Annotated in this window: 21 protein-coding genes, 1 pseudogene and 1 CRISPR repeat array; of the genes and pseudogenes, 14 read left to right on the top strand and 8 right to left on the bottom strand. The window is 53.8% G+C overall.

What is annotated here, in order from left to right; translation table 11 throughout:
• Window positions 1-240 precede the first annotated feature (240 nt).
• The 8 genes from ACHZB8_RS05705 to ACHZB8_RS05670 all read left to right on the top strand — a co-directional run bounded on the left by ACHZB8_RS05705 (window position 241) and on the right by ACHZB8_RS05670 (window position 8,932).
• The gene (locus ACHZB8_RS05705) at window positions 241-1,086 is read left to right on the top strand and encodes a 3-keto-5-aminohexanoate cleavage protein (protein ID WP_316859287.1); all 846 of its coding nucleotides are present in this window, start codon (window positions 241-243) and stop codon (window positions 1,084-1,086) included.
• Between the two features lie 89 nt (window positions 1,087-1,175).
• Window positions 1,176-2,348, top strand: a complete 1,173-nt coding sequence (locus ACHZB8_RS05700; protein ID WP_316859286.1) for a thiolase family protein — start codon at window positions 1,176-1,178, stop codon at window positions 2,346-2,348.
• Window positions 2,349-2,351: 3 nt separating this feature from the next.
• Entirely contained in the window at window positions 2,352-3,002 is a 651-nt protein-coding gene (locus tag ACHZB8_RS05695) for a CoA transferase subunit A (RefSeq protein ID WP_316859285.1), read from the top strand.
• A 12-nt stretch (window positions 3,003-3,014) separates the two neighbouring features.
• Entirely contained in the window at window positions 3,015-3,659 is a 645-nt protein-coding gene (locus ACHZB8_RS05690) for a 3-oxoacid CoA-transferase subunit B (protein WP_316859284.1), read from the top strand.
• 245 nt (window positions 3,660-3,904) lie between these two features.
• On the top strand, window positions 3,905-5,197 hold the full coding sequence (locus ACHZB8_RS05685) for an MFS transporter (RefSeq protein ID WP_316859283.1): 1,293 nt from the start codon (window positions 3,905-3,907) through the stop codon (window positions 5,195-5,197).
• A gap of 137 nt (window positions 5,198-5,334) precedes the next feature.
• Window positions 5,335-6,648 (top strand): MFS transporter, encoded by a 1,314-nt coding sequence (locus ACHZB8_RS05680; protein WP_316859281.1) that lies wholly within the window; start codon window positions 5,335-5,337, stop codon window positions 6,646-6,648.
• Between the two features lie 409 nt (window positions 6,649-7,057).
• Window positions 7,058-8,053 carry an enoyl-CoA hydratase/isomerase family protein gene (locus ACHZB8_RS05675; protein ID WP_316859280.1) on the top strand — a complete coding sequence of 332 codons (996 nt, stop codon included), beginning with the start codon at window positions 7,058-7,060 and terminating at the stop codon, window positions 8,051-8,053.
• A gap of 117 nt (window positions 8,054-8,170) precedes the next feature.
• Entirely contained in the window at window positions 8,171-8,932 is a 762-nt protein-coding gene (locus ACHZB8_RS05670; RefSeq protein WP_316859279.1) for an SDR family NAD(P)-dependent oxidoreductase, read from the top strand.
• A gap of 82 nt (window positions 8,933-9,014) precedes the next feature.
• Window positions 9,015-10,503: direct repeats of the CRISPR family, unit length 36 nt; unit sequence GTTGCGGCTGGACTACGATTTCTGAGAAGCTACAAT.
• Window positions 10,504-10,576: 73 nt separating this feature from the next.
• Here the strand turns inward: ACHZB8_RS05670 and cas2 are convergent.
• The 7 genes and pseudogenes from cas2 to cas9 (ACHZB8_RS05635) all read right to left on the bottom strand — a co-directional run bounded on the left by cas2 (window position 10,577) and on the right by cas9 (ACHZB8_RS05635) (window position 15,103).
• Entirely contained in the window at window positions 10,577-10,867 is a 291-nt protein-coding gene (gene cas2 / locus ACHZB8_RS05665; protein WP_316859278.1) for a CRISPR-associated endonuclease Cas2, read from the bottom strand.
• A gap of 52 nt (window positions 10,868-10,919) precedes the next feature.
• Complete coding sequence (gene cas1 / locus ACHZB8_RS05660) at window positions 10,920-11,834, bottom strand: type II CRISPR-associated endonuclease Cas1 (RefSeq protein WP_316859277.1); 915 nt, start codon at window positions 11,832-11,834, stop codon at window positions 10,920-10,922.
• A 67-nt stretch (window positions 11,835-11,901) separates the two neighbouring features.
• A complete protein-coding gene (locus tag ACHZB8_RS05655; protein WP_316859276.1) occupies window positions 11,902-12,459 on the bottom strand; it encodes a hypothetical protein in 558 nt (185 codons plus the stop codon).
• Window positions 12,419-13,243, bottom strand: a complete 825-nt coding sequence (cas9, locus tag ACHZB8_RS05650; protein WP_394706124.1) for a type II CRISPR RNA-guided endonuclease Cas9 — start codon at window positions 13,241-13,243, stop codon at window positions 12,419-12,421. The genes ACHZB8_RS05655 and cas9 (ACHZB8_RS05650) overlap by 41 nt, the downstream gene beginning before the upstream one ends.
• Window positions 13,185-13,349, bottom strand: a pseudogene (locus tag ACHZB8_RS05645) (HNH endonuclease domain-containing protein); the annotation flags it as partial. The gene cas9 (ACHZB8_RS05650) and the pseudogene ACHZB8_RS05645, both read right to left, overlap by 59 nt.
• A 1-nt stretch (window position 13,350) precedes the next feature.
• A complete protein-coding gene (locus ACHZB8_RS05640) occupies window positions 13,351-13,824 on the bottom strand; it encodes a hypothetical protein (RefSeq protein WP_316859274.1) in 474 nt (157 codons plus the stop codon).
• Window positions 13,721-15,103, bottom strand: a complete 1,383-nt coding sequence (gene cas9, locus ACHZB8_RS05635; RefSeq protein WP_316859272.1) for a type II CRISPR RNA-guided endonuclease Cas9 — start codon at window positions 15,101-15,103, stop codon at window positions 13,721-13,723. Before cas9 (ACHZB8_RS05635) ends, ACHZB8_RS05640 begins: the two co-directional genes overlap by 104 nt.
• An 848-nt stretch (window positions 15,104-15,951) precedes the next feature.
• On the opposite strand from cas9 (ACHZB8_RS05635), the gene ACHZB8_RS05630 reads away from it, so the two are divergent.
• From ACHZB8_RS05630 to ACHZB8_RS05605, 6 genes are all read left to right on the top strand, one after another.
• A complete protein-coding gene (locus tag ACHZB8_RS05630) occupies window positions 15,952-17,022 on the top strand; it encodes a dipeptidase (RefSeq protein ID WP_316859271.1) in 1,071 nt (356 codons plus the stop codon).
• Between the two features lie 111 nt (window positions 17,023-17,133).
• A complete protein-coding gene (locus ACHZB8_RS05625) occupies window positions 17,134-18,732 on the top strand; it encodes an ABC transporter substrate-binding protein (RefSeq protein WP_316859270.1) in 1,599 nt (532 codons plus the stop codon).
• Window positions 18,733-18,754: 22 nt separating this feature from the next.
• Window positions 18,755-19,804 carry an ABC transporter permease gene (locus ACHZB8_RS05620; RefSeq protein WP_316859268.1) on the top strand — a complete coding sequence of 350 codons (1,050 nt, stop codon included), beginning with the start codon at window positions 18,755-18,757 and terminating at the stop codon, window positions 19,802-19,804.
• A gap of 13 nt (window positions 19,805-19,817) precedes the next feature.
• A complete protein-coding gene (nikC, locus tag ACHZB8_RS05615; RefSeq protein WP_316859266.1) occupies window positions 19,818-20,747 on the top strand; it encodes a nickel transporter permease in 930 nt (309 codons plus the stop codon).
• On the top strand, window positions 20,744-21,601 hold the full coding sequence (locus ACHZB8_RS05610) for an ABC transporter ATP-binding protein (protein ID WP_316859264.1): 858 nt from the start codon (window positions 20,744-20,746) through the stop codon (window positions 21,599-21,601). The genes nikC and ACHZB8_RS05610 overlap by 4 nt, the downstream gene beginning before the upstream one ends.
• Entirely contained in the window at window positions 21,598-22,353 is a 756-nt protein-coding gene (locus tag ACHZB8_RS05605) for an ABC transporter ATP-binding protein (RefSeq protein ID WP_316859262.1), read from the top strand. Before ACHZB8_RS05610 ends, ACHZB8_RS05605 begins: the two co-directional genes overlap by 4 nt.
• Before the next feature lie 61 nt (window positions 22,354-22,414).
• Here ACHZB8_RS05605 and ACHZB8_RS05600 read toward each other — a convergent pair whose 3' ends face one another.
• On the bottom strand, window positions 22,415-22,729 hold the full coding sequence (locus ACHZB8_RS05600) for a hypothetical protein (RefSeq protein ID WP_316859260.1): 315 nt from the start codon (window positions 22,727-22,729) through the stop codon (window positions 22,415-22,417).
• Window positions 22,730-22,801 lie beyond the last annotated feature (72 nt).

Here is a 22,801-nt window from a genome sequence, read left to right as displayed (position 1 = left end):
CTGTGGAAATACAGATCGGGGCAATATTTAAGATCAGGAGGATCACAAAGCCAAAAGGCCAGATCTATAAATATAACGTGCGCTAGTGAATAGATTTCATTGTGCGCGAACGGTATTTCTATGCCTTTCTCCTTCCTTCGATTTGCCGCCTGAATTGCGCTGCTCCGGATCGGTCAATTGCTGCGTTCAGTTTTTGACGTGATCATTTCGATTTGCCTTTAACAACAACGAGCTAGTCAAATGAGCCTAGAAAATAAAACCATCATTTCAGCAGCACTGACCGGGGCTTTGACTCCGAAGAGCGCCAACGAGAACATTCCGCTTACGCCGGAAGAGATCGCCAGGGATGCATATGCTTGCTGGAAAGCTGGCGCTGCGGTCGTTCATCTTCACATGCGCGACGATGAAGGCATGGGAACGATGGATCCGGCCAAATTTGCCGAAACCATCAAGCTGATCCGCGCCTATGACGACTGCGATGTGATCATCAACTGCACCACCTCGGGCGATCATCGTGCGACGGACGCCCAGCGGATGGAGCATATCAAGACGCTCAAGGACATTGAAATCGGTTCCTATGATGCCGGTTCCTTCAACTGGATGCCGGGTGGTGTTTTCATGAACTCTCCCAAGTTTCTTGGCGAGCTTGGCGAAGCGATGATCGAGAGCAACGTCAAGCCGGAAGTTGAAATTTTCGATACCGGCATGTTGGGTGTTGCCGACTATTTCGTCAAAGAAGGCAAACTGAAAACCCCGACCCATTTCCAGATCTGTCTCGGTGTTGTCGGCGCCATGCCTGCTACCGTTGACAGCCTGATGTATCTGCACTCCAAATTGCCAAAAGACTGCACCTGGTCAGCCTTCGGCATCGGCCGTGGTCACCTTCCAATCCTGTTTGCGACACTTGCTCTTGGTGGTCATGTCCGTGTCGGCCTTGAAGACAACATCTATTTCTCCAAAGGCGTCAAGGCAACCAACACACAGCTGGTGACCCGCGCTGCCGACGCGATCAGAGTGTTCGGCAATGAACCGGCTACGTCCGCTGAAGCCCGCGAAATCCTGAAGCTTCCTCCGCTCCAAAGGTGAGTGGGTGGCCATGTCATCCATTGCTTCCCCCCTCTCAGGATGACATGGCCGCAGGGGGACCTTGAAGACCAGCAATCTGGAGAAAGAAAATGAAAGAAGCCGTCATTGTATCGGCAGTTCGGACACCGGTCGGTCGCTGTCGCGGCAAACTGGCCTCTGTTCCGGCGCACATCCTGGGCGCGGCTGCCGTGAAAGAAGCCGTAAAACGGTCCGGCATCGATCCTGCCCTTGTCGAAGATTGCATCTTCGGCAACTTGATGAACAACGAGATCCTCAATATGGGCCGCATGGTCGCTCTGGAAGCGGACCTGCCGATTTCCGTGCCCGGCATCACGCTTGATCGCCAATGTGCCGCTTCGCTGAATGCGCTTGCTTATGGTGCCATGCAGATCATGGCTGGCTTTGCTGATGTGATCGTCGCGGGCGGTGTCGAGAGCGACAGCCGCCGCACCTACACCATGCAGAAGCTGGAACAGCCATATTCGGTTGCCCCTCCGGTCATTGATGCACGCTGGACGGCCCCGGATCGTGTGGGCAACGTGCCAATGGGCATCACGGCGGAAAATATCGCCAAACGTTATGAATTCACCCGCACCGAACTCGACGAATTTGCCGTTCGCAGTCATCAGCTGGCCGCAGCTGCGGTGGACGCGGGGCGGTTTGATGAACAGATTGTTCCAATCCCGGTTCCGCAGCGCAAGGCTGATCCGATCATCGTTGACAAAGACGAATGTGTGCGTGCCGACAGCAATCTGGAGACCCTTGGCAAGCTGCGTCCGGCCTTCATCAAGGACGGCATGGTGACCGCAGGCAACTCCTCGCCGATGAGTGATGGTGCTGGTGCCATGGTGATCATGGAGCGTTCCATGGCCGAAGCGCAGGGTCTGGAAATTCTCGGTGTCTTCCGTGGCTACGCGGCAACCGGTGTGGATCCCAACTATATGGGTCTTGGCCCGATCGCGGCGACAGAAAAGCTGATGAAGCAGACGGGTCTCAAGGTCGAAGACATCGATCTGTGGGAACTGAACGAAGCTTTCGCGGCGCAGTCTCTGGCCTGCATCAAGGAAATCGGCATGCCGCTGGACCGCGTCAATCCGAATGGCGGAGCTTTGGCACTTGGCCATCCTCTGGCCGGTACCGGTGCGATCCTCACAGCCAAAACCGTGCATGAAATGAAACGCAATCCGGCCATCAACAATGCAGTGATTTCTTTCTGCGTTGGCGGTGGACAGGGCGTTTCCGTGCTTTTGACGAGGGATTAATCAATGCTTGGGAAATTCACAAGTCGCAATGACATCATCCCCCTGTTCAAGGATGGCATGACCATCATGAATGGCGGATTTGCAAACAAGGGGATGCCCGAACGGATCATCGATCTGGTGCTTGAAAGCGGCGCCCGCCATCTGAAACTGATCTCCAACGATACCGGTGACCCGAACGAAACGGTAGGCCGTCTCGTTCATGAGGGCCGCATCGACAAGGTGATCTGCTCCCATATCGGGATGAATGCCGAAACCGTCGCGCTTTATGGCGAAGGCAAGATCGAAATCGAGTTCTGCCCGCAAGGGTCGCTGATGGAACGCATTCGCGCCGGTGGCTCGGGTCTTGGCGGCGTGCTGACCAAAACCGGCCTTGGCACCATGATGCAGGAAGGCAAGCAGATCATCGAGGTTGATGGCGAGAACTATGTGCTGGAAACGGCGCTGCGCGCTGACATTTCCATGGTGCGTTGCCGTATGGCCGATCCGCTTGGCAACCTTGCCTATCGCGGCACCTCGCGCAACACCAACGCGCTGGTCGCCATGGCTGGCGACATCACCATCGTTGATTCAGATCTGCTCGTTGAAATGGATGAAATCGGTCTCGATCACATCCATACGCCGGGCGTGTTCATCGACAAGGTTCTGGCTGACTAAGAGGAGAGCGAAATGGATATCCGTAACAGAATCGCAAAACGCGTTGCCGCTTTCTTCCAGCCCGGCGACGTCGTCAATCTGGGCATTGGCATGCCGAGCCTTTGCCCCAACTATTCCGACCCGACCGTCCTGTTCCACACGGAAAATGGTCTGATCGGCACCGGCCCAACGGCAACCGGGCTGCATTCCATGACCAACTTCACCAATGCCAGCGGACAGGCCATCACCCCGCTGCCCGGTGCGGTTTCCTTCGACAGCGCGACATCCTTCGCGATCGTCCGCTCCGGACGTCTGGCAGCAACCGTGCTTGGTGCGTTGCAGGTGGCGGAGAATGGCGACCTCGCAAACTGGGCCCGCCCCGGTTACATGGTCGGCATGGGCGGGGCCATGGATCTGGTGTGCGGTGTGCGCAAGGTCATCATCGCAATGGAATTATGCACCAAGAAGGGCGACCCGAAAATCCTCAAGGAATGCTCTTTCCCACTGACCGGCAAGGGGGTGGTTGATCACATCGTGACCGAACAGTGTGTCATCGACGTGACCCCTGACGGTCTGGTTCTGACCGACATCATCGAAGGTGTCACGCCAGAAGACATCGCAAGCAAAATCGAGCCTGACCTGAAAGTCTCCGACAATCTGAAGATCATGGAAAGTTAAGCAAGGCCGTTTTCCTACAAGAAAAGCTCGGTGACGCATCAAGTCACCGGGCCCATTTTGACGCCCCTATCAAATCTAAAGTGGCCTCAAACCAAAAACCAAAAGAAAGCCATCCGGACCGTCAAGGTCTGCCCCGAAAATGGGGCCCCGGTTGGACAAAACAAGGATAGGCGGCGAGGATTTGATACGCCTGAACCTCGTGAAGCCACAACTCGTCAAAGGGCGTTAAATGGGAGACCTGGTTAATGACTGAGGAATCTGGGATGATGACGGTCGGGGAGGCAACGGCCGCATCAACAACCAAGACAAATTTTACTGGCCGCCACTGGATGGTTATCGCAATGCAGGCGATGCTGTTCTTCCTTGGTGCAGGCCTGACCACACATGGACTGAATATTGTTATTCCGACATTGGCTCAAACCTATGGTCTGGATAATGCGCAGCTTCTGCTCTATGCAACCCCTGCATCCTGGGCCGGTATCGTTTCGAGTTACCTTGCCGCCAAAACCTCCGAAAAGTGGGGACCAAAACTGACTGTTCTGGTCTGCATCTTCTTCTCTGCCCTTTGCTATGCAGCGCTGGGCTATGCAAGCTCGATCACCCTGTTCGTGACCTTCTTTGCAGGCGTTGCCTTCTTTGCTTCGGGCGGCGTTTATATCGCTGGCCCTGCCATCATCGCCAACTGGTTCCCTGTGAAGAAAGATCTGGCCTTCGGCTGGACGACCGTTGGCCAGAACCTGTCTTCGGCATTCTTCGTGATGATGCTCGCATGGTTCCTGGGCACCTTCGGTCCGCAATGGGGCTTCTCGGGCATGTCTGTCCTGCTGGCGATACTGTTCGTGCTGTTTGCCCTGTTCGCGAAAAACACACCTGAGGAAGCAGGTCAGTATCCGGACAATGATCCGAACTGGAAAGCTCACCTGGTGAACGAAGATGAAGATGGCGCGGTTAACCCAGCCCTGACCACCGGAGCCCTTTTGAAAAACAAGGACATCTGGTTGCTCGGCCTCGGTGCGGGTGGCGTCTATATCGTGCTCGTGGGCGTTCTCAGCCAGTTGGTTCCGCGCATGATGGATATGGGCCTCGATCTACAGACCGCGATTTGGTACATGAGCCTTTCGGCCCTGATCGGCACCGTCGGCGCTCCTTTCTGGGGATGGCTGGGTCAGAAGGTCGGCACCAAATGGGCACTGGCTTTCTATGAAGCCTGGTGGGTTGCTGCCATCATCATCAACCTTGTTGCTGGCGACAGCGTCGTCATCCTGTGGGTATCGCTGCTGATGATCGGTCTTTCCCTTGGCGGCGCAACCAACCTGACAACGTCTGTGGTTGCCGGCAAGTTCCGCCGCAAGGCTTTTGCCCCTGCATTCGGCATTGTCTCTCCGATCCAGTCGATCGTGCGCTGCTTTGCCTTCTCCATCCTTGCTCTGGGTCTGACCTATCTGGGTGGCTTGGCAGGCGCGTGGATGCTGCTGGCAGGTATCGGGGTGCTGACAGTCATTTGTTATATGTTGGTAGATCCAACTCCGGTAGATTAAACGCAAATGGCAACCGCGGAACAGTTGTTCCGCGGTTGTGGTCTATTGTAAGACCTAGACATCTGTTTTGATGGACCCAAAACAGGCAAAGCGTGCGGGATGAAGAGGATCCATACAAGCACGCAAAGGAAATCGATATGCTTGAGGAAAATGCCCAAGCCGCAGGGAGGAGTCGCGGCACACTTGAAAACTCGGCAACAGCGTCAAACGATCTTAAAAGCAATTTCGGACGACGTGGATGGACAATGATTGTCTTTTCAGGATTGTTATTCTGGATCAATACCGGAACGACAGTTGACGGACTGAACGTCATCCTTGGGGCTCTGTCTTCTACTTTCAAGCTTGACTATAATTCGATGCTCGCCTGGGCGACCCCGGCGACATTATTTTCGATTCCTGCCGCTCCCGTCTTTGCATGGATTTCCCAGAAATATGGAGCAAAAATAGCAATCCTGATCGGCTTGGCAATCACGGCGGTCTGCTTTGGTTTCCTTGGCGTATGGGGCACGATGCTTGGATTCTTTGTGCTCTTTTCCGCGGTTTGCTTCTGCGCCACGGGATATGCGCATATTGGCGGCAACGCGATGATCGCAAGCTGGTTCCCCCGCAAGAAGGGGCTGGCCTTGGGATGGTCAACCATGGGGCAGAATTTCTCAACCGCCCTGTTTGTCCCGGTCATGGCCTGGTTTCTGTCGTCTCTTGGCACAGAGCATGCCTTCTGGGGCATTTCCGCAATCATTCTGGTTCTGATGCTTCTCATTGGTTCTTTCGCGCGCAACACCCCGGAGGAAGCAGGTGTCGCTCCCGATAATGATCCCATGACAGCCGAGCAGATCGTCGAAAGCGCTCGCCAGCACCGAGAATATGTCTGCCCGTTCAGCACCAGACAAATGCTGGCGATGAAAGACGTCTGGCTGGTTGGCTTTGCCTATGGCGCTCTTTATATGGTCACGGTTGGCCTTGTCAGCCAGTTGGTTCCTCGCCTCATGGCGATCGGCTATGATCTGAATACGGCAATTTCCTATTTGACCATTGCCGCGCTTGTCGGCGTGATCGGCTCTTATGCCTGGGGATGGCTGGATCAGAAAATCGGCACCCGCAATGCTTCGCTGGTATATTCCTTCTGGTATATCGCAGCCCTCATTCTCAACGTGTTCGAGTTGAATGAAATCACGCTCTGGATATCCGTATTCATGATCGGCTTTGGCATTGGTGGTTGCGGCAATCTGGCAACGTCCATTGTTGCAACCAAGTTTCACCGGGGAACCTTCATCAAGGCATGGGGCATCATCAATCCCATACAGTCTATCGTGCGCTCTTTTGCCTTTGCTGTGCTCGCTTTTGGCCTCACCTATCTTGGTGGCTATTCTGGCGCCTACAGCATCTATATTGTCATCAATCTGATTGCAGCAATCATGATCTGGCGACTGGACAACAAAAAGATAGGCTAATCAGACCCTGATTTTTCTATTTGAAATCCGCGCCTCGGAAAGCCCAAAAAAACTTGGGGAAACTTTCCGGGGCGATTTTTTTATTTTAAAAGCTGTTTGGCCTCAAATGAAGGGCATTTTCCGCAAAAGCATGATTTTGGTGCGGAAATTTATATTGTATTTCAATGCGTTAACTCCGTACTGCACGGCTCTGGTGAATGTGGTTATTACAAATGGACATAGCCAAAAAATCAAAAAGAATTTCAGCGCCTACAAACTAAATGATAGCTTGTAAAGCAACATGCGAGGCAAAACTTGCATATATGCTCGGAAAAAATAGTAACCGGGAAGAATAGAGGACGTTTCTTTCTGATTATGCCGCTTTTTCCGAAGTATAGAGATTCAATTTCCGCCAAAAGGAGTAAACGGAATGGTCATTAAAGCAAACTACGAGAACGATTCTTCGAAACGCAAAGAGTTCTCCCATAAAGAACTCGGCACCATCCCTCACATGCCATTTGAAGAATATTCCGAAAAGCTGAAAAGCTGCATCAAGATGACCCGTCGTGACGGCATCCTGGAAGCAAAAATGCACACCAACGGCGGTCCGATCCAGTGGGGTGCTCCTCTGCACCAGGGTCTGCACTATTTCTTCGATTGGGCTGGTCGCGACCCGGACAACGAAGTCATCATCCTCGGCGGTATCGGCCCGGACACCTTCAAAGGCATCGGCCGCGTTGACGAACAGGGCAACTGGCTGCCTGCTACCGAGTTCGGTTCCGAGCCTGAAGAATCCTGGAAAATGTACGAATATCAGTACTATGATGGCACCAACGACATCGAAGGCCAGGTATTCGACGTAGAAGTTCCAACCATTGGTGTCTGGTGTGGCGCGACCTTCCACTCCGACCTGGTTCTCTTCTCCGACATCACCCTTTGCACCGAAGATGCATGGACCACCGAAATGCACTTCCGCACCAACATGGTTCCTGGCGACGGTATCCAGATCGCATGGCGCGAACTGATGGGCCGCAAACGCTTCGCATATGCCGAGCTGACCGGTGAAATCATCACCGCTCGTAAAGCTCTCGAATATGGCATGGTCAACGAAATCTGCGAAGACGTTGATGCTGCATACGAGCGTGCCTGGGAAATTGCTGAACTGATCATGCAGACCGGTACCCGCGTTACCCGCCGCATGACCACTCAGCAGATCCGCAAACCTTGGAAAGAAGACATTGCAAACGAACTGCGCAACGCATTCGCTACCGAAATGTTCGTGACCGCAACCGATCACTCTCCACACGAAGCAACTTTCTGGGATCAGGCAAAAGAAGAAGCTGCTCTGGTTCGTGCGGCAGAAAAAGAAGGCAAAGTCGTTCGCCCACGTATCGGCGGTGGCGAAGCAGAGACCCCAATCAAATAATTGCCGTCTCGCCTAGTATGATTTGATGCAGGCGGTATCGACACCATTGTTGATACCGCCTGCTTTTTTGTAACTGACAAAGATGCAGGATTTCCTGCTCTCCCATGGAGGATAAAAATGGCCCGTCTTGAAGGCAAAGTTGCCATTATAACCGGCGCGAGTGCCGGTATCGGTGAAAGCACAGCTCTTCTGTTCGCCAGAGAAGGCGCAACCGTTGTTCTTGCTGCTCGTCGCGAAGAGAAAATGAAAGAAATGGCTGCGAAAATCGTAGCTGAAGGTGGCAAGGCTCTGGCTGTCAAAACCGACGTCGGCAAGCTTGAAGATTGCAAGAATCTCGTCGCAAAAACCATCGAGGCGTTTGGCAAGATTGACATTCTCGTCAACAATGCCGGCATCGCCGACATGCATAAATCCTGTGTCGCAACCGATGACGACTTCTGGAATCATGTCGTGTTGATGAACCAGACCAGCCTGTTCTGGATGTGCCGTGAAGTTCTGCCGCACATGGTGGACGCCAAATACGGCTCCATCGTCAACGTCTCTTCTATCGGTGGTGTTTATGGCAGCGCCGGGATTGCTTATTCTGCAACCAAGTCTGCGGTTCTTGGCATGACCAAAAACATTGCTATTCAGTATGCCGGTACAGGCATTCGTTGCAACGCGACCGCTCCCGGACCGACCCCTACCGAGCTGAACACCCCTGAAAAACTTGCCACGTTCGATCAGGAAATGCGCGAAATTACCGGGCGTCATATGGATACGTCTTTGCCCGAATCCGACGTCATCGATCAGGCTTATGCAATTCTCTATTATGCCTGCGATGAATCGCGCGCCGTCACCGGCCGCTGCACCGTGGTTGATCACGGCTGGACCCTCTAGGGGCCCGGATAAGATCCCTAAAAAAGAAAGGGGCTGCTCTGGCAGCCCCTTTTTACGCGCTCAAGACGGTTGACCACTCCAGACAGCAGCTGGACACCGATTTCTGAGAAGCTACAATCTACCCGCAGAGTAACGGGCCAATGCCTCGTTGCGGCTGGACTACGATTTCTGAGAAGCTACAATTCAAGGCTCCCGCCCCCACCAGCTTGCCAAGTTGCGGCTGGACTACGATTTCTGAGAAGCTACAATCGCGTCCAACACAAGTCGGTAATCACGGCAGTTGCGGCTGGACTACGATTTCTGAGAAGCTACAATGAAATACATGATGTCTCGCTGCTCTTCGAAGTTGCGGCTGGACTACGATTTCTGAGAAGCTACAATTCACCTTTGTAACCATGGTCCTGACTTGGGCGTTGCGGCTGGACTACGATTTCTGAGAAGCTACAATGTATGTTGCGGCCTTTTCCTTGCCCTTGCGGGTTGCGGCTGGACTACGATTTCTGAGAAGCTACAATAGGGAATTGGAAAAGCTCAAAGCTTCTGCTGTTGCGGCTGGACTACGATTTCTGAGAAGCTACAATTTGCCCGCCGACACGAGCCCGTCCGAGAAGTTGCGGCTGGACTACGATTTCTGAGAAGCTACAATGTACCCGCTAAACTTCGGGTGTTGCGGCAAGTTGCGGCTGGACTACGATTTCTGAGAAGCTACAATCATGATTATCAAGATTGGGAATCTCTCGCTGTTGCGGCTGGACTACGATTTCTGAGAAGCTACAATATATTGGCTGACAGTGCAAAATCGGTGCCGTTGCGGCTGGACTACGATTTCTGAGAAGCTACAATTCATGTTGGTAACAGCCTTGCCGGGCCGGGGTTGCGGCTGGACTACGATTTCTGAGAAGCTACAATTCAAAATCCTGTCTTTGCGCGTCTCGTGGTGTTGCGGCTGGACTACGATTTCTGAGAAGCTACAATGGATCACCATAATCAACCGTCACGGTCACAGTTGCGGCTGGACTACGATTTCTGAGAAGCTACAATCGACCACCAGCATGCCCTTTGAAGCTGGCGGTTGCGGCTGGACTACGATTTCTGAGAAGCTACAATAAAAACCACAGAGGCAAAGACGTGAAGGTTGTTGCGGCTGGACTACGATTTCTGAGAAGCTACAATAAAACCGCCTGACCGACCGATGGCGTGATGGTTGCGGCTGGACTACGATTTCTGAGAAGCTACAATCAGACATTAACCACTAAATGATTAATGTTCAGTTGCGGCTGGACTACGATTTCTGAGAAGCTACAATCGAGCCGGTTGCGCTCATTGGATTGGCTATGTTGCGGCTGGACTACGATTTCTGAGAAGCTACAATTCAGATGAGAATGTTAATTCTGGCAGTCCTAGTTGCGGCTGGACTACGATTTCTGAGAAGCTACAATCATTGCCAAACAATCTTCGTTCTAGGACAAGTTGCGGCTGGACTACGATTTCTGAGAAGCTACAATAGATCCTCTGATGACAACGCAGCCACCAACGTTGCGGCTGGACTACGATTTCTGAGAAGCTACAATTGGAGTTCTGGTAAGTGTCTGAAAACATACAGACACTTCCATGTCTGGGTGTGCCGAAAATGATGGTTTCGGCTTAAAACAACGCCAATTGATCATGTTTTTTCTGCGACTTTTGCCGCCCCTGATCATAGAAACGAATCATATTCTCATATTGCTTGTCGGTGAATTGCAGGATCTGGACATCGCCTTCAGGCGGCAAATTCCTCTCCACCCGACGAACGCGGGTATCGAATCCCTCTTTTCCACTGACAAATCGAGCATACACCGAAAACTGGCTCCGCTCAAAACCTTCGTCGAGCAAAAACTCCCTGAATTTTGTTGCGGCTTTGCGCTGTTTTTTCGTGTCGGTCGGCAGATCGAACATTACCAAAATCCACAAAACTCTGTACCCACTCAAATAAGTTGCCGTCATGTCCCTATGCCTCATTCAGCGAGGCGATTTCCAAAGCGGATGGAAATTTGGGATAGACAAGACGCGTTTCCTGTTTTTCATAGGCATTGACAAGGCTCAGAACGAGCCTGTGTGCCGCTTGCCCGAGCGGGCACAAAATATCGTCGGTTTCGACATCCAGACGAGTGATGCGCGAAAATTGCTGCTTCAACTCGGGGGTCAGGTCCTCTATCCCCTTATGTTTGCAATGCAGAACAAGCGCGTCCACAATTGGCCTGAAAGGCTCCACAAGATCGTCCGCCAATGCGAAGGCGTTGCCCCGGTTGCTGTGAAACACACCAATGGTCGGGTTGAGACCGGCGCTGACAATGGCCCGCATCACCATGGAACGCAGGATCGTATAGCCATAATTAAGCTGAGAATTGTGGCCCACCGCTCCGATGTCTCTGCGGAAATCCTTGCCCATCAATTGCCTCCAGTAGCGACGAGCCGCTTGCGCCTCGACATTGCCTTCGTCGCCAGATCTGACAGAGCGGACAAGGGAGCGCACAGGAGCGTCCGGCAGATGGAAAGCCGCAAGGCAATCGGCTTGAGCGAGGATTTTTTGCCTGACTATCTGCTTCCAGAGCTGTTTGATGAGGGGTTTGCCGGCATCCCATTGGGCTCTTGTTCTTGCGCCTTGCAAGCTGTTGGTTTCAAGCGGCATCATGACCGCAGATGGGGCATGGTTCGCTCCGCATAGCACGACAAGCGATCCTTGAGCCGCCAGAGCCACAAGCAGATTATTGGAGTAGGTCACACCATGGGCGTGGATGAGCACGGCAAGGATGCCATCCAGCGGAACGCGCCCGATTTCCTTGTGGCCTTCGCACACGACAAGAAAACCGCGCTCCTTTTTCAGGTGTCGATTATCGCTGGCGACTTCTACAATCTGGTCCATGGGAGTTGCTCGACATTTCTGGCCAACAGCTCCCATGATAGCACCGATTGCCATCAAGGGTGGTATTTTATGATTTTACCCTTAATTTGCCGATTTCATCGACGAAGACCTGCCGGGCATTGTATTTCTGCAAAGAGGAAACAGACACGCGCACATAGTCGAGAGGATCGTCTTTCGATCTGCTTCTCGCATCGGCATTCGCCTCGTTATGGGCGACCAGATCAAGTCTCTGTTCGCTCAACTTTGCGATGATCATGACCGCGGGCCCCGTTTTGGGATGATCAAGCAGCAATGCATCTTTCTTGTGAAGCCGCATCACGCGCCTGGCGGCCGGGTGAGGTTTCTTGTCCGTTCCCATCTTGTTGGCTTCATAGGTCGTGTAAACAACCCGTTCCCATTTGCCATCCGGCATTTGCCAGATCTCATAGCAATGGTTGCTGTCCCCCTTGTAGCCCTTATAGGCCCTGCCTTTCCCATCATGGATGGGAATCGTCTTGAGCGGCATGATGAGACGAACTCTCCGCACCCCCTGATAGGGGCCTTCTTTTCGACTGAACTCATCAAGTGCCTTGGGAATGTCGCTGTCAGCCACATCTCGCACGGCATCCCACAACAGGGCCTGCAAATCCGGATCCCTGATTTTTTCGGATATCGTTCCTGCCCAGATTGGCCAGTGGTTTGCGTGTCACGACCAGCTGAACGCCGCCCGTGCTCATTTCTTCGGTGAGGCCATAGGCGGTGTCGTTATGCAACTGGCCGGACGTGCTGTCATATCCCTTGGGGTTGCTGGACGGCTTGATGCTGCCATGATCGGTCCGATGGCTGACGACCATTTGATCCAGTCGCTGACGGACCTTGTCGCGAAAATGCTCGAATGGTGGCTGAATGTCGCCGATCACATCATCAAGGTCCAGATCTTCCCGACGTCCGGACGCATGTTGAATGGCCTTGATCAGGCTCCGGTCTGTTGCGGCAATGACGGCGGCATCAATGGCATGATGTCTGTGATCGGTTCGATCCTTTGCCTTGGAGGTTCCCGCCTCACTCACGGAGAGATCAAAATTCAACCCCCAATGACGGCGCAGCATTTCGGTCAGTCTGCCCGGCACGACCCAAATATGGCTGCTGCCTTCGCCCTTTTCGGGATACAGGCAGGACAGATATTCCCTTGCAATGCGCGAGAGATATTGCGTATCGACCAGTTGTCGGTCAAGGAATCCCTTTTCGTCTTCAAAGCGTTCCATCGCATCGGGCGCAAAACGCCAGCGCTTGTTCTTGGGCATATGGGCAATCAGCGGCTCGATCTTCTGCCACTGGGCGGTGTTGCCCCCATCTCTCCCAGGGGGACTTGTTGGTCTTGTCCCTGTTGGCAGAGCGCAGACAAATCGTCTTGTTCGCCATGGAATCATCAAGCGTGCGCGAATAGGGCAAGATGTGGTCGACATCGCACGAACCATCAAACAGCATCGTCTCGCTGATCTGGACGCCTGAATAGGGGCAACGTCTATGCAGCACATCATCGCTCAGAATCTTCCCACAGTCTCAGCAACAGCCGGTTTGCCCCGATATTGCGCTGGCCTATATCCTCAAGCTGCTTGCCTCTTGCAATCGCTGCCTTGGTATTCTTGGCGATGGTCCTGTTGACCTCCGCCTTCTGATCTCTCGACAGTTTCAGGTCCCGCGCCAGCTCCACGACGATCTGGTCGGGCAAGCCATATTGCCTGATAATCCGGTTGAGAAGCCGGCGCAGCTGGTTCAGACCGATATGAACCGTGGGGTTGGTTATGCGCCCGAAACGGGTGATGTCGTCATCCTTGGGATTGGATGATCCGGGAATGACATGGCGCTGCAAGATTTCGCCATAGTAAGGCAACGCGTCGAACACTTCACCGGTTCTTGTGTCGGAATGATAGCCGAAAAGCTCTTTGCAGGCCGCCGCATAGGTGATGACCTCTTCCTTGAGCAAGGGAACCAGATGCTCTGTTGCCATAAGGCCAATGCGTCCCGTAGCCCTCTGGCAGAGGAGCGGAAGCAACGGCCTTGCTCTGCTCTGGCAAGAGCTTGTATTGCGCAACCAGCCAATCACAAAAAGCGTCAAACTCGGCATCGCTTTCGATCGCTTGGCGTTTTTCAATAATGTCCCATTGCTGTTTCCAGTCCAGCTCGGTCCATTTGGGGCCAAAGCGCTCCTTGTGCATCATGATGGCGCGAACCTTGTCGCAGTCGATGCCCTTGCGGCTTTCGCTTTCAATGGAAAAATGCTCATCGGCACGCAGTCCAAGGGTTTTCCGAAGCTGGACGAAGCTGATATTGGCAGAGGAGGGCGCTTTGGCCTCCTTGCTGTTCAGCTTCAGAACAAGCTTGTCCCTTTCGTCCCGCGTGAGGGATCGTTTTGGCTGGCCGGGCGCCTGGATTTGCAGCTGGTTGACCGTTTCAAAAAGGACACGCTGCTGAAAGAGCGGATGTGCCTTGGCCAGACGCTTGTCTTGCTCCGGATAGAAAAAGCAACGGCCCACTTCGGGCGCTTTCAACGGACGCTGGAAGAAAATCGTCTCGAACAACTCGTCATGCAAGGCATCTGTGAGCGTTTTGGCATGAAAGGAAGCCTGAGCCTTCCAGAGCTTTTCAAACTCTTCCTCCAGATGCGCACGAGACGGATAGATGTCATATCCCATTTCCTCCTTGTCGGTCTCGTCATTGTGCCTGAGGGTCAGGCGCGCCCGGACGGTCGGAACATGTCGCTGATCGGCAGCGGTCTGCCGGATCAGATGCAGATATTCGCCATAGGTCCGCGCTCCGCTTTCCGCCATTTTCATTTCAAGGCGGGCGGTGGCAGACTTGATCGCGCCCGCTTCATTGTCACGCCCGTCGGTTTTTCTGTTCGATTTGAAGCCGCGCCGCTGATTGAGATGAAAGAAGGCGCGCCCCAGCTCTGTCAGCGACAGCTTTTCATCCAGGCCTTTCGCTCTGAGTTCATAAGGGTCAAGCTGCTCAAGCGCTTTCTGCTCTTCGGGCAATTGCGGCATCAGGCCGCTTTCGGCCAACTTGCACATCAAGCTCTTGCGCCGCCGCAGATAGCGATCTCGCCGCCGCCGCATGGACCGGGCAATGCGACGATCCTTGGCAAGCGACTCCTTTGATTTCGGGTCCCGACCGTCATGGAAAATGCGAGCCCCGCCATCGATGACGTCACGCAGCCGTCCGTCCTCATCCTGCCCGTATAGCCACCAGCCAATCGAATTCGTACCGATATCCAGCCCCAGACGCATAAGCTTCCCTCCCGCCATGTATTCACCCACGTTAACTTCGAAGCAAATACAATTCAATATTGCAATTTTCTCTCCCTCATCTTATGATCTACTCACTCAGAAATCGTAGTCGAGTCGTTAACAAGCATTCGATTGCACCACATCAAAAACGGGCTACGGCCCGTTTTTTATTGCTCTGTTTCCAGACAAATTCATGAGCCGATGGGTCTGTCCTGGCGCGCAGGGACTGTGTCCTCGATCCTCTGTGATGGCGAGCGAAAGGGCAGGCTGGTGGGTGCTTCTCGGGGGCATGAATGCTTCTGGTTGTTGTGCGGGCAGGATTGCCCCGGCGGCACGGGTGCTTGCGGGATTGACTATCGCGGCAAGTGGGGCAAGCTCTGGTCGCATAAAAGTTTTTTCGCTGATACAACAACGGACGACGGCAGCCGCTAACGGTGCGATGTTGCTATTAAATTAAGCACATATCCAAAGCTTTTGCTTACTGTTGAAAAAATAATCAAAATTCATGAGAATGCTCAATATTTCATCATTGAGCAACATCGGACCTTTTCTCAACTTCATGATTTGCCGCTATTTGAGGGCCTTACGGACGATCTGGCAATTTCGCTCAACGCAATGTCTTGCCAAAATAAACAGCACATGCTGAAGGCTACAGCCAAATATTACTTCTGCCAAGCATGAGTTCTTGACATTGTAATTGCGAACGTATTGAGTTCATTCATGCTCAATTCTATTGACTGGGAGAAAGAGATGTTCTGTTTCACATTTGGGACAATGAGAATGTTCTTTAACTAGAGGCGCTTACGGAACAGACAGCCCATAAAACAAAATAATAATGCAGATTGCCCATGACAAATACTACAAGCCCACTCATTTTCGACGGTCATAACGATTTTCTCTTACGCTTCTTTCGCAAGACCTTGACGATTGATGCGGCCATGAATGGGGTTGAGACGGGCCAGATGGATTTTCCAAGGGCCAGGGCCGGGGGCTTTGGCGGAGGATTTTTCGCTCTTTATGTACCAACCGATCTTGGTGGCGCCATCGCAGGCAGCTACGAAGACAAGATGGATCAGCCCACCTATGATATTCCATTGCCTCCCGGAATCGCGTGGGACGACGCCATAAAGGTCATTCTCTCCGAGGTCGCTACGTTTAAAAAGCTCGAAAAGGCAGGCTTCCTGACCGGTTGTACATCCACCGGCGAAATCGAGGCCGCCTTCGAGCGGGGTGAAATCGCCGCCATCCTTCACATGGAAGGGGCCGAAGCCATTGACGAGAATTTCGAGACGCTGGAAGTGCTCTATGCGGCAGGCCTCAGGTCCATCGGACCGGTTTGGAGCCGCCCGACCATATTCGGTCATGGCGTGCCCTTCCGATACCCGTCCACGGGCGATACCGGTCCGGGGCTGACCGATCTTGGCAAGAAGCTGGTCTCCGAATGCAATCGCCTCGGCGTCATGCTCGACGTATCTCACCTCAATGAGAAGGGCTTTGACGATCTGGCCGCCATAACCGACGCGCCCATTGTTGCCACCCATTCCAACGCGTATGCCATTTGCCCCCACGCGCGTAACCTGACAGACCGTCAGCTCAGCATCATCGCCGAAAGCGATGGCATGGTGGGGCTCAATTTCGCCGTCGTCTTCTTGCGTCCGGACGGGCAACAGAATGTCGATACCTCAATTGATACGATGCTGCGTCATCTTGACCATCTGATCGATAAGCTCGGCGAAGATCGCGTCGGTCTTGGTTCCGATTTTGACGGAGCGGAAATTCCCCAGGGCATCAAGGACCTCTCCGGTTTGCCTGCATTGCGTGAAGCGATGCGACAGCATGGCTATGGCGAGGAGCTGATGACCAGGCTGTGTCACGGCAACTGGATGCGCGTACTCAAAAAGACCTGGAAAGAAATATAAACTTCAATCACCAAGAAAAGCCCGGTCAAGACAGAGGCATAAGCCCGATTGACCAAACTCCTTGCAAAAGGAAGCACCACCAACAGAGGAAGAAACAAGAGGAACAGAGCTATGAAACATTTCAAACTATCCCTTTTGGCAGCAGCAGCGGTTGTTACCGTGGCGGCGATGCCATCCATGGCAGCCACGCCAAAGAGCGTGCTTGTTGTCGCAGAGCGCATCGATGACATCATTTCGCTTGACCCGGCACAGTCCTTCGAATTCACCGGCAACGAAATCGACCGCAACGTTTATTCCTTCCTGATCAACACCGATCCGCTGAATCTGGAAGCAGGATATGGTCCGGATCTGGCGTCCAGCTGGGAAGTCTCCGAAGATGGCATGACCATCACTTTCAAGATCGCCGAAGGCCGCGAGTTCGCCTCTGGCAATCCGATCACCGCAAAGGATGCAGCCTTCTCCCTGCAACGCGTTATCCTGCTCAACAAAACGCCGAGCTTCATTCTCAGCCAGTTCGGGTTCACGCCTGAAAATGTGAAAGAAAAGATCGTTGCAACCGACGACTATACCCTTTCCATCACCACCGACAAGCCATACGCCGTTTCCTTCGTGCTTAACTGCCTGACTGCAAACGTTGCTGCCATCGTCGACAGCAAGCTCGTCATGGAAAATGAAGTTGATGGCGATCTGGGCAATGACTGGCTGCGCAACCACAGTGCAGGCTCAGGCGCCTATACGCTGAAAAGCCTGAAACCGAACGAAAGCGTTGTTCTGGCTGCCAACCCGAAATGGTGGGGTGCCGCGCCTGCAATGAAACAGATCTTCATTCGTCAGGTTGCCGAAAGTGCATCCCAGCGCCTGTTGCTGGAAAAAGGCGATGTTGACGTTGCCCGTAACCTCTCCACCGAAGATGTTGCCGCCGTCAGCGAAGTGGAAGGCCTCAAGATCCATTCTGAATTGCGTGGCCGTATCATGTACTGGGCTGCCAACCAGAAGAACGAGATCCTTTCCAACACGAAGGTTCTGGAAGCCCTGAAATATCTGACCGACTATGAAGGCATGTCAAGCAGCTTCCTCAAGGGCCAGTATTCCGTTCATCAGTCCTTCCTGCCTTTGACCTATCTTGGTGCTCTGGAAGATAATCCCTATTCGCTCGATATCGAAAAAGGCAAGGCTCTTCTCGCCGAAGCCGGTTATCCGGACGGCTTTGAAATCAATGCCATCGTGCGTGAAGCCCAGGAACGTATCGACATTGCCCAGTCCTTGCAGAACACATGGGGCAAGGCTGGCGTGAAACTGTCCCTGACGGTCGGCACCGGTGCCCAGACCCTTGATAAATATCGTGCTCGCGAACATGACATCTATGTTGGTGCATGGGGCCCGGATTATCCGGATCCGAACACCAACGCCGGTACCTTTGCCCTCAACCCGGGCAATGCCGACGACGCTGGCAACACCGGTTATCTGGCATGGCGTAACGCTTGGGATATCCCTGGCTATTCCGAACGCACCCTGGCCGCAGTTGTCGAGAACGACGTTGAAAAACGCAAACAGATGTATCTCGATCTTCAGAAAGATTTCCAGAAAGACAGCCCGTTCGGCATCATGTTCCAGCAGACCGAACAGGCCGGTTTGCAAGACAGTGTGAACAACTTCTCGATCGGTGGCGCTATCACCACCACGTCTTACTGGCAAGTCACCAAAGACTAAGTTTCGGATTGGGAACTTCATCATGAAAAACTTGAATGGACAGCGTAAATGGCTGTCCATTCCGCCCATTGTGCGCAAGCCGGTCTCGACCCTGTCGACGATCCTGGTGACCATGGTCGGATTGCTGTTTATCACCTTTATCATTGGACGTGTCATGCCGGTTGATCCGGTGTTGGCAATCGTCGGCGAACGCGCGTCCCAGGAACAATATGACGCGACCTATATCGCGCTTGGGCTGGATCAGCCGTTGCTTGTTCAGTTCTTCTATTATCTGAACGATGTCTTCCACGGTGATCTTGGCGAATCCATTCGCACCGGCATGCCTGTCTTTGAAGACATCAAGCGCTTTTTCCCCGCGACCCTTGAGCTGGCCACGATCGGCACGCTTGTCGGTATCATCGTCGGTATCCCTCTGGGGGTTTTGGCGGCCGTCAAACGCGGCACCTGGATAGACCAGATCGCCCGCTTCGTGGCGCTGATAGGCTATTCCATTCCCGTCTTCTGGATCGGCTTGGTCGGGCTGCTGATTTTCTACGGTATTCTTGACTGGGTCGGTGGCCCCGGACGGCTTGATATCTTCTATGAAGATCTGATTCCGCCGGTTACAGGCATGATCCTCGTTGACAGTCTGCTCGCGGGCGATTTCGAGGTCTTTTACAATGCCTTCTCGCACATCGTGCTGCCGGCCTCCATTCTGGGCTATTATTCGCTCGCCTATATCAGCCGCATGACACGCTCTTTCATGCTCGAGCAGCTCAATTCGGAATATGTCACCGCCGCTCGCGTCAAGGGCCTCTCGGAAAGCCGCGTGATCTGGCAACATGCCTTCCGCAATATCGGCGTTCAGCTGATCACCGTGATCGCGCTTTCCTATGCGGGCTTGCTGGAGGGGTCTGTGCTGACAGAGACGATCTTCTCCTGGCCCGGCATCGGCAGTTATATCACCACCTCCCTGCTGTCCGCAGACATGGCCGCCGTGCTGGGCGGAACCGTGGTCGTTGGTCTGGTGTTTGTCTGCCTCAATGTTCTGTCCGATATCCTTTATCGCCTGCTCGATCCTCGGGCCAAATAAAAGAGACCATGTGATGAGCTTAGCAGCAGAAACAGAAAAACAAGGCTTGCGAGACTGGTTGCTGGCCGAGGTGCCGACATCCCGTCGTCACGCCCGCATGGCCGCCTGGTATCAGAACTGGTTGGCATTGAGACGCAACACCCTGGCCATGGCGGGCCTCGGCATCTTGATCCTGGTGATCATCATTGCGATTTTCGCCCCTGTCCTTGCCCCGCATGATCCATTCACTCAGGATCTTGCGAACCGGTTGAAACCGCTCGGTTTTGGAAGCCACTGGCTGGGCACGGATTCCCTTGGCCGAGACATCCTCAGCCGTCTTCTCTATGGCTCGCGCATCACGCTCTATATCGTGACGCTGGTGGCGATCATCGCACCGATCATGGGGCTGATCGTCGGCACGATTTCCGGTTATGTGGGCGGCTGGGTCGATGTGGTCCTGATGCGGATCACCGACATCTTCCTCGCCTTTCCAAAGCTGGTTCTGGCGCTGGCCTTCGTCGCCGCCCTCGGGGCAGGGATCGAGAATGCCGTTCTGGCCATCTCGCTCACCTCCTGGCCGCCTTATGCCCGTATCGCCCGCGCTGAAACCCTGACCATTCGCAAGTCCGATTTCATTCAGGCGATCCAGTTGCAGGGGGCAGGGCCCTTCCGCATCATCACCAAGCATATCTGGCCGCTTTGCATCTCCTCGCTCGTCATTCGGGTGACGCTCGACATGGCCGGTGTCATCCTCACCGCCGCAGGGCTCGGCTTCCTCGGTCTGGGAGCGCAGCCTCCTTCACCGGAATGGGGCGCCATGATATCCGGCGGCCGCAAATATATTCTCGACCACTGGTGGGTTGCCACAATGCCCGGCATCGCCATTTTCATGGTCTCCCTTGCCTTCAACCTGTTGGGCGATGGCTTGCGCGATGTTCTTGATCCCAAGGAGAGTGGCCGATGAGCAATCTGGTTGATGTAGAAAATCTCTGGGTCCGGTTCCCGACCCGTACCGGCGTGTTTGATGCCGTGCGCGGGATCAGCTTCTCGCTTGGCAAGGAACGGCTTGGCATCGTCGGGGAAAGTGGTTCTGGCAAATCCATGACAGGGCGCGCTTTGCTCCGCCTTATCCGCAAGCCCGGCATCGTCGAGGCCGACCGCATGGAAATCATGGGCCAGGACATCATATCCATGCCGGAAAAGCAGATGCGTCAATTGCGCGGGCGGGACATTTCGATGATCATGCAGGATCCGAAATACTCCCTCAATCCGGTGATGCGTGTCGGTGCCCAGATCGTCGAGGCTCTTTCGATCCACGAAAAGGTGGATTCCAAACTGGCCCGGCAAAAGGCACTGGAAATGCTCGAGGCCGTCGTTATCCGCGATCCTGAAAGGGTCTTCTCGGCCTATCCTCACGAACTGTCCGGCGGCATGGGACAGCGGGTCATGATCGCCATGATGCTCATTGCCAACCCCAAGATCCTGATTGCCGATGAACCGACCTCCGCTCTCGATGTCTCGGTGCAAATTCAGGTGCTGGAGATCATGGACAAACTGGTGCGGGACCGCGGCATGGGACTGATTTTCATCAGCCATGACTTGCGGCTGGTTTCCAATTTCTGCGACCGGATCCTCATCATGTATGGGGGGCGCATCGTCGAGATCTGCGAGGCAGGCAAGCTCGAAGAAGCAAGGCACCCCTACACGCGCGGCCTCTTGAACTCCATGCCGCAGCTCAATATCAAACATGATCGCCTTGAGACGCTTGACCGCGATCCGGCGTGGCGCGACCAGGAAAGCGTAAGTGGGATCCTATGATGAATGCACTTGAACTTGTTGATCTCAATGTCTGGTTCGGAGAAGGAAGTGATCGGGTCGACGCTGTCAAATCCGTCTCCTTTTCCGTGAAGCAGGGCGACAGTTTCGGGCTTGTTGGCGAAAGTGGCTCGGGCAAGTCAACCGTCTTGCGCGCAATCACCGGGCTTGTTCCCAATTGCAGCGGCAGCATTCTTGTCGATCAGAAAGAACTGGGAACGGGCCGGAGCAAACGGTTCTACAAGACCGTTCAGATGGTGTTTCAGGATCCCTATGCATCGCTCCACCCGCGCCATACCGTTGACCGGGTGCTGAGCGAAACCTTGCAGTTGCATGGCTTCAAGGAGATTGACACCAAGATCCCTAAGTTGCTGGATGATGTGGGCCTGGGGGCAAGTTTCCGCTTCCGCTATCCTCATCAGCTGTCCGGCGGCCAGCGTCAGCGCGTTGCCATCGCCCGCGCTCTGGCGCCAGAGCCAGAGATTTTGCTGCTTGATGAGCCGACCTCGGCTCTGGACGTTTCTGTCCAGGCAGAAATTCTCAATCTGCTGTGCGAGCTTCGCGCCGAGCACCATCTGACCTACTTGATGGTGTCGCACGATCTGTCCGTCGTCGGCCACATGTGTGACAATGTCGCGGTGATGCAACATGGCGAGCTGGTCGAGATGATGACGGTCGACAAAATGCGCAATCAACAGGCCGATCATCCCTATTCCAAGCATCTTCTGGAAAGCAGCGCCCGCTATCGCTCATGAGCGGGCAAGCTTGCTGTTTCTTGAAGAGAAACAGCAAGCCGATTGGCTTTGTTGCCAATGACTAGAAGCAACCCTTGATCTTGGCACCTGAAGCTGTTGTCTTGATCTTGATGCTTTGCCCTTCAGGGCATTCGGCACCATCGCCATAGACCACTGATGTGCCATCATCCCGCGCACAAACGGACGCTTTCGCGCAATAGCCTTGCACGATCTTGCCTCCGCTTGAAAGATGGTCGCGTCCGCCCATGGGGCTGAAGCAGCAGATTTCTCCCGACGAACAGTCCGTCTTGTCCTTGCAGGCCAAAGCGGGGATTGCAGTGAGGGCAGAGAGCGCAAACAGTCCGGCGGCATAAATGGCAGAATGAGAACAACGCATAAGATTTCTCCTGACGATTGTGAATTCTACCTATTGATTCATGAACATCTCAGCGGCTGCAATGTCGCATTT

The sequence above is a fragment of the uncultured Cohaesibacter sp. genome (assembly GCF_963556055.3).
Taxonomy (GTDB): Bacteria; Pseudomonadota; Alphaproteobacteria; order Rhizobiales; family Cohaesibacteraceae; genus Cohaesibacter.
This window is presented reverse-complemented; position numbering and strand designations above follow the sequence as displayed.

What these genes read in the sequence shown, in the direction of transcription:
- ACHZB8_RS05610 (WP_316859264.1), top strand. Translation starts at nt 20,744, where the DNA reads ATGAGCAATCTGGTTGATGTAGAAAATCTCTGGGTCCGGTTCCCGACC.
- ACHZB8_RS05675 (WP_316859280.1), top strand. Translation starts at nt 7,058, where the DNA reads ATGGTCATTAAAGCAAACTACGAGAACGATTCTTCGAAACGCAAAGAG.
- ACHZB8_RS05605 (WP_316859262.1), top strand. Translation starts at nt 21,598, where the DNA reads ATGATGAATGCACTTGAACTTGTTGATCTCAATGTCTGGTTCGGAGAA.
- ACHZB8_RS05685 (WP_316859283.1), top strand. Translation starts at nt 3,905, where the DNA reads ATGACTGAGGAATCTGGGATGATGACGGTCGGGGAGGCAACGGCCGCA.
- ACHZB8_RS05670 (WP_316859279.1), top strand. Translation starts at nt 8,171, where the DNA reads ATGGCCCGTCTTGAAGGCAAAGTTGCCATTATAACCGGCGCGAGTGCC.
- cas9 (WP_394706124.1), bottom strand. Translation starts at nt 13,243, where the DNA reads ATGATTCCATGGCGAACAAGACGATTTGTCTGCGCTCTGCCAACAGGG.
- ACHZB8_RS05695 (WP_316859285.1), top strand. Translation starts at nt 2,352, where the DNA reads ATGCTTGGGAAATTCACAAGTCGCAATGACATCATCCCCCTGTTCAAG.
- ACHZB8_RS05680 (WP_316859281.1), top strand. Translation starts at nt 5,335, where the DNA reads ATGCTTGAGGAAAATGCCCAAGCCGCAGGGAGGAGTCGCGGCACACTT.
- ACHZB8_RS05640 (WP_316859274.1), bottom strand. Translation starts at nt 13,824, where the DNA reads ATGGCAACAGAGCATCTGGTTCCCTTGCTCAAGGAAGAGGTCATCACC.
- cas9 (WP_316859272.1), bottom strand. Translation starts at nt 15,103, where the DNA reads ATGCGTCTGGGGCTGGATATCGGTACGAATTCGATTGGCTGGTGGCTA.
- ACHZB8_RS05620 (WP_316859268.1), top strand. Translation starts at nt 18,755, where the DNA reads ATGAAAAACTTGAATGGACAGCGTAAATGGCTGTCCATTCCGCCCATT.
- ACHZB8_RS05625 (WP_316859270.1), top strand. Translation starts at nt 17,134, where the DNA reads ATGAAACATTTCAAACTATCCCTTTTGGCAGCAGCAGCGGTTGTTACC.
- ACHZB8_RS05600 (WP_316859260.1), bottom strand. Translation starts at nt 22,729, where the DNA reads ATGCGTTGTTCTCATTCTGCCATTTATGCCGCCGGACTGTTTGCGCTC.
- cas1 (WP_316859277.1), bottom strand. Translation starts at nt 11,834, where the DNA reads ATGGACCAGATTGTAGAAGTCGCCAGCGATAATCGACACCTGAAAAAG.
- ACHZB8_RS05690 (WP_316859284.1), top strand. Translation starts at nt 3,015, where the DNA reads ATGGATATCCGTAACAGAATCGCAAAACGCGTTGCCGCTTTCTTCCAG.
- ACHZB8_RS05705 (WP_316859287.1), top strand. Translation starts at nt 241, where the DNA reads ATGAGCCTAGAAAATAAAACCATCATTTCAGCAGCACTGACCGGGGCT.
- ACHZB8_RS05630 (WP_316859271.1), top strand. Translation starts at nt 15,952, where the DNA reads ATGACAAATACTACAAGCCCACTCATTTTCGACGGTCATAACGATTTT.
- nikC (WP_316859266.1), top strand. Translation starts at nt 19,818, where the DNA reads ATGAGCTTAGCAGCAGAAACAGAAAAACAAGGCTTGCGAGACTGGTTG.
- ACHZB8_RS05700 (WP_316859286.1), top strand. Translation starts at nt 1,176, where the DNA reads ATGAAAGAAGCCGTCATTGTATCGGCAGTTCGGACACCGGTCGGTCGC.
- cas2 (WP_316859278.1), bottom strand. Translation starts at nt 10,867, where the DNA reads ATGTTCGATCTGCCGACCGACACGAAAAAACAGCGCAAAGCCGCAACA.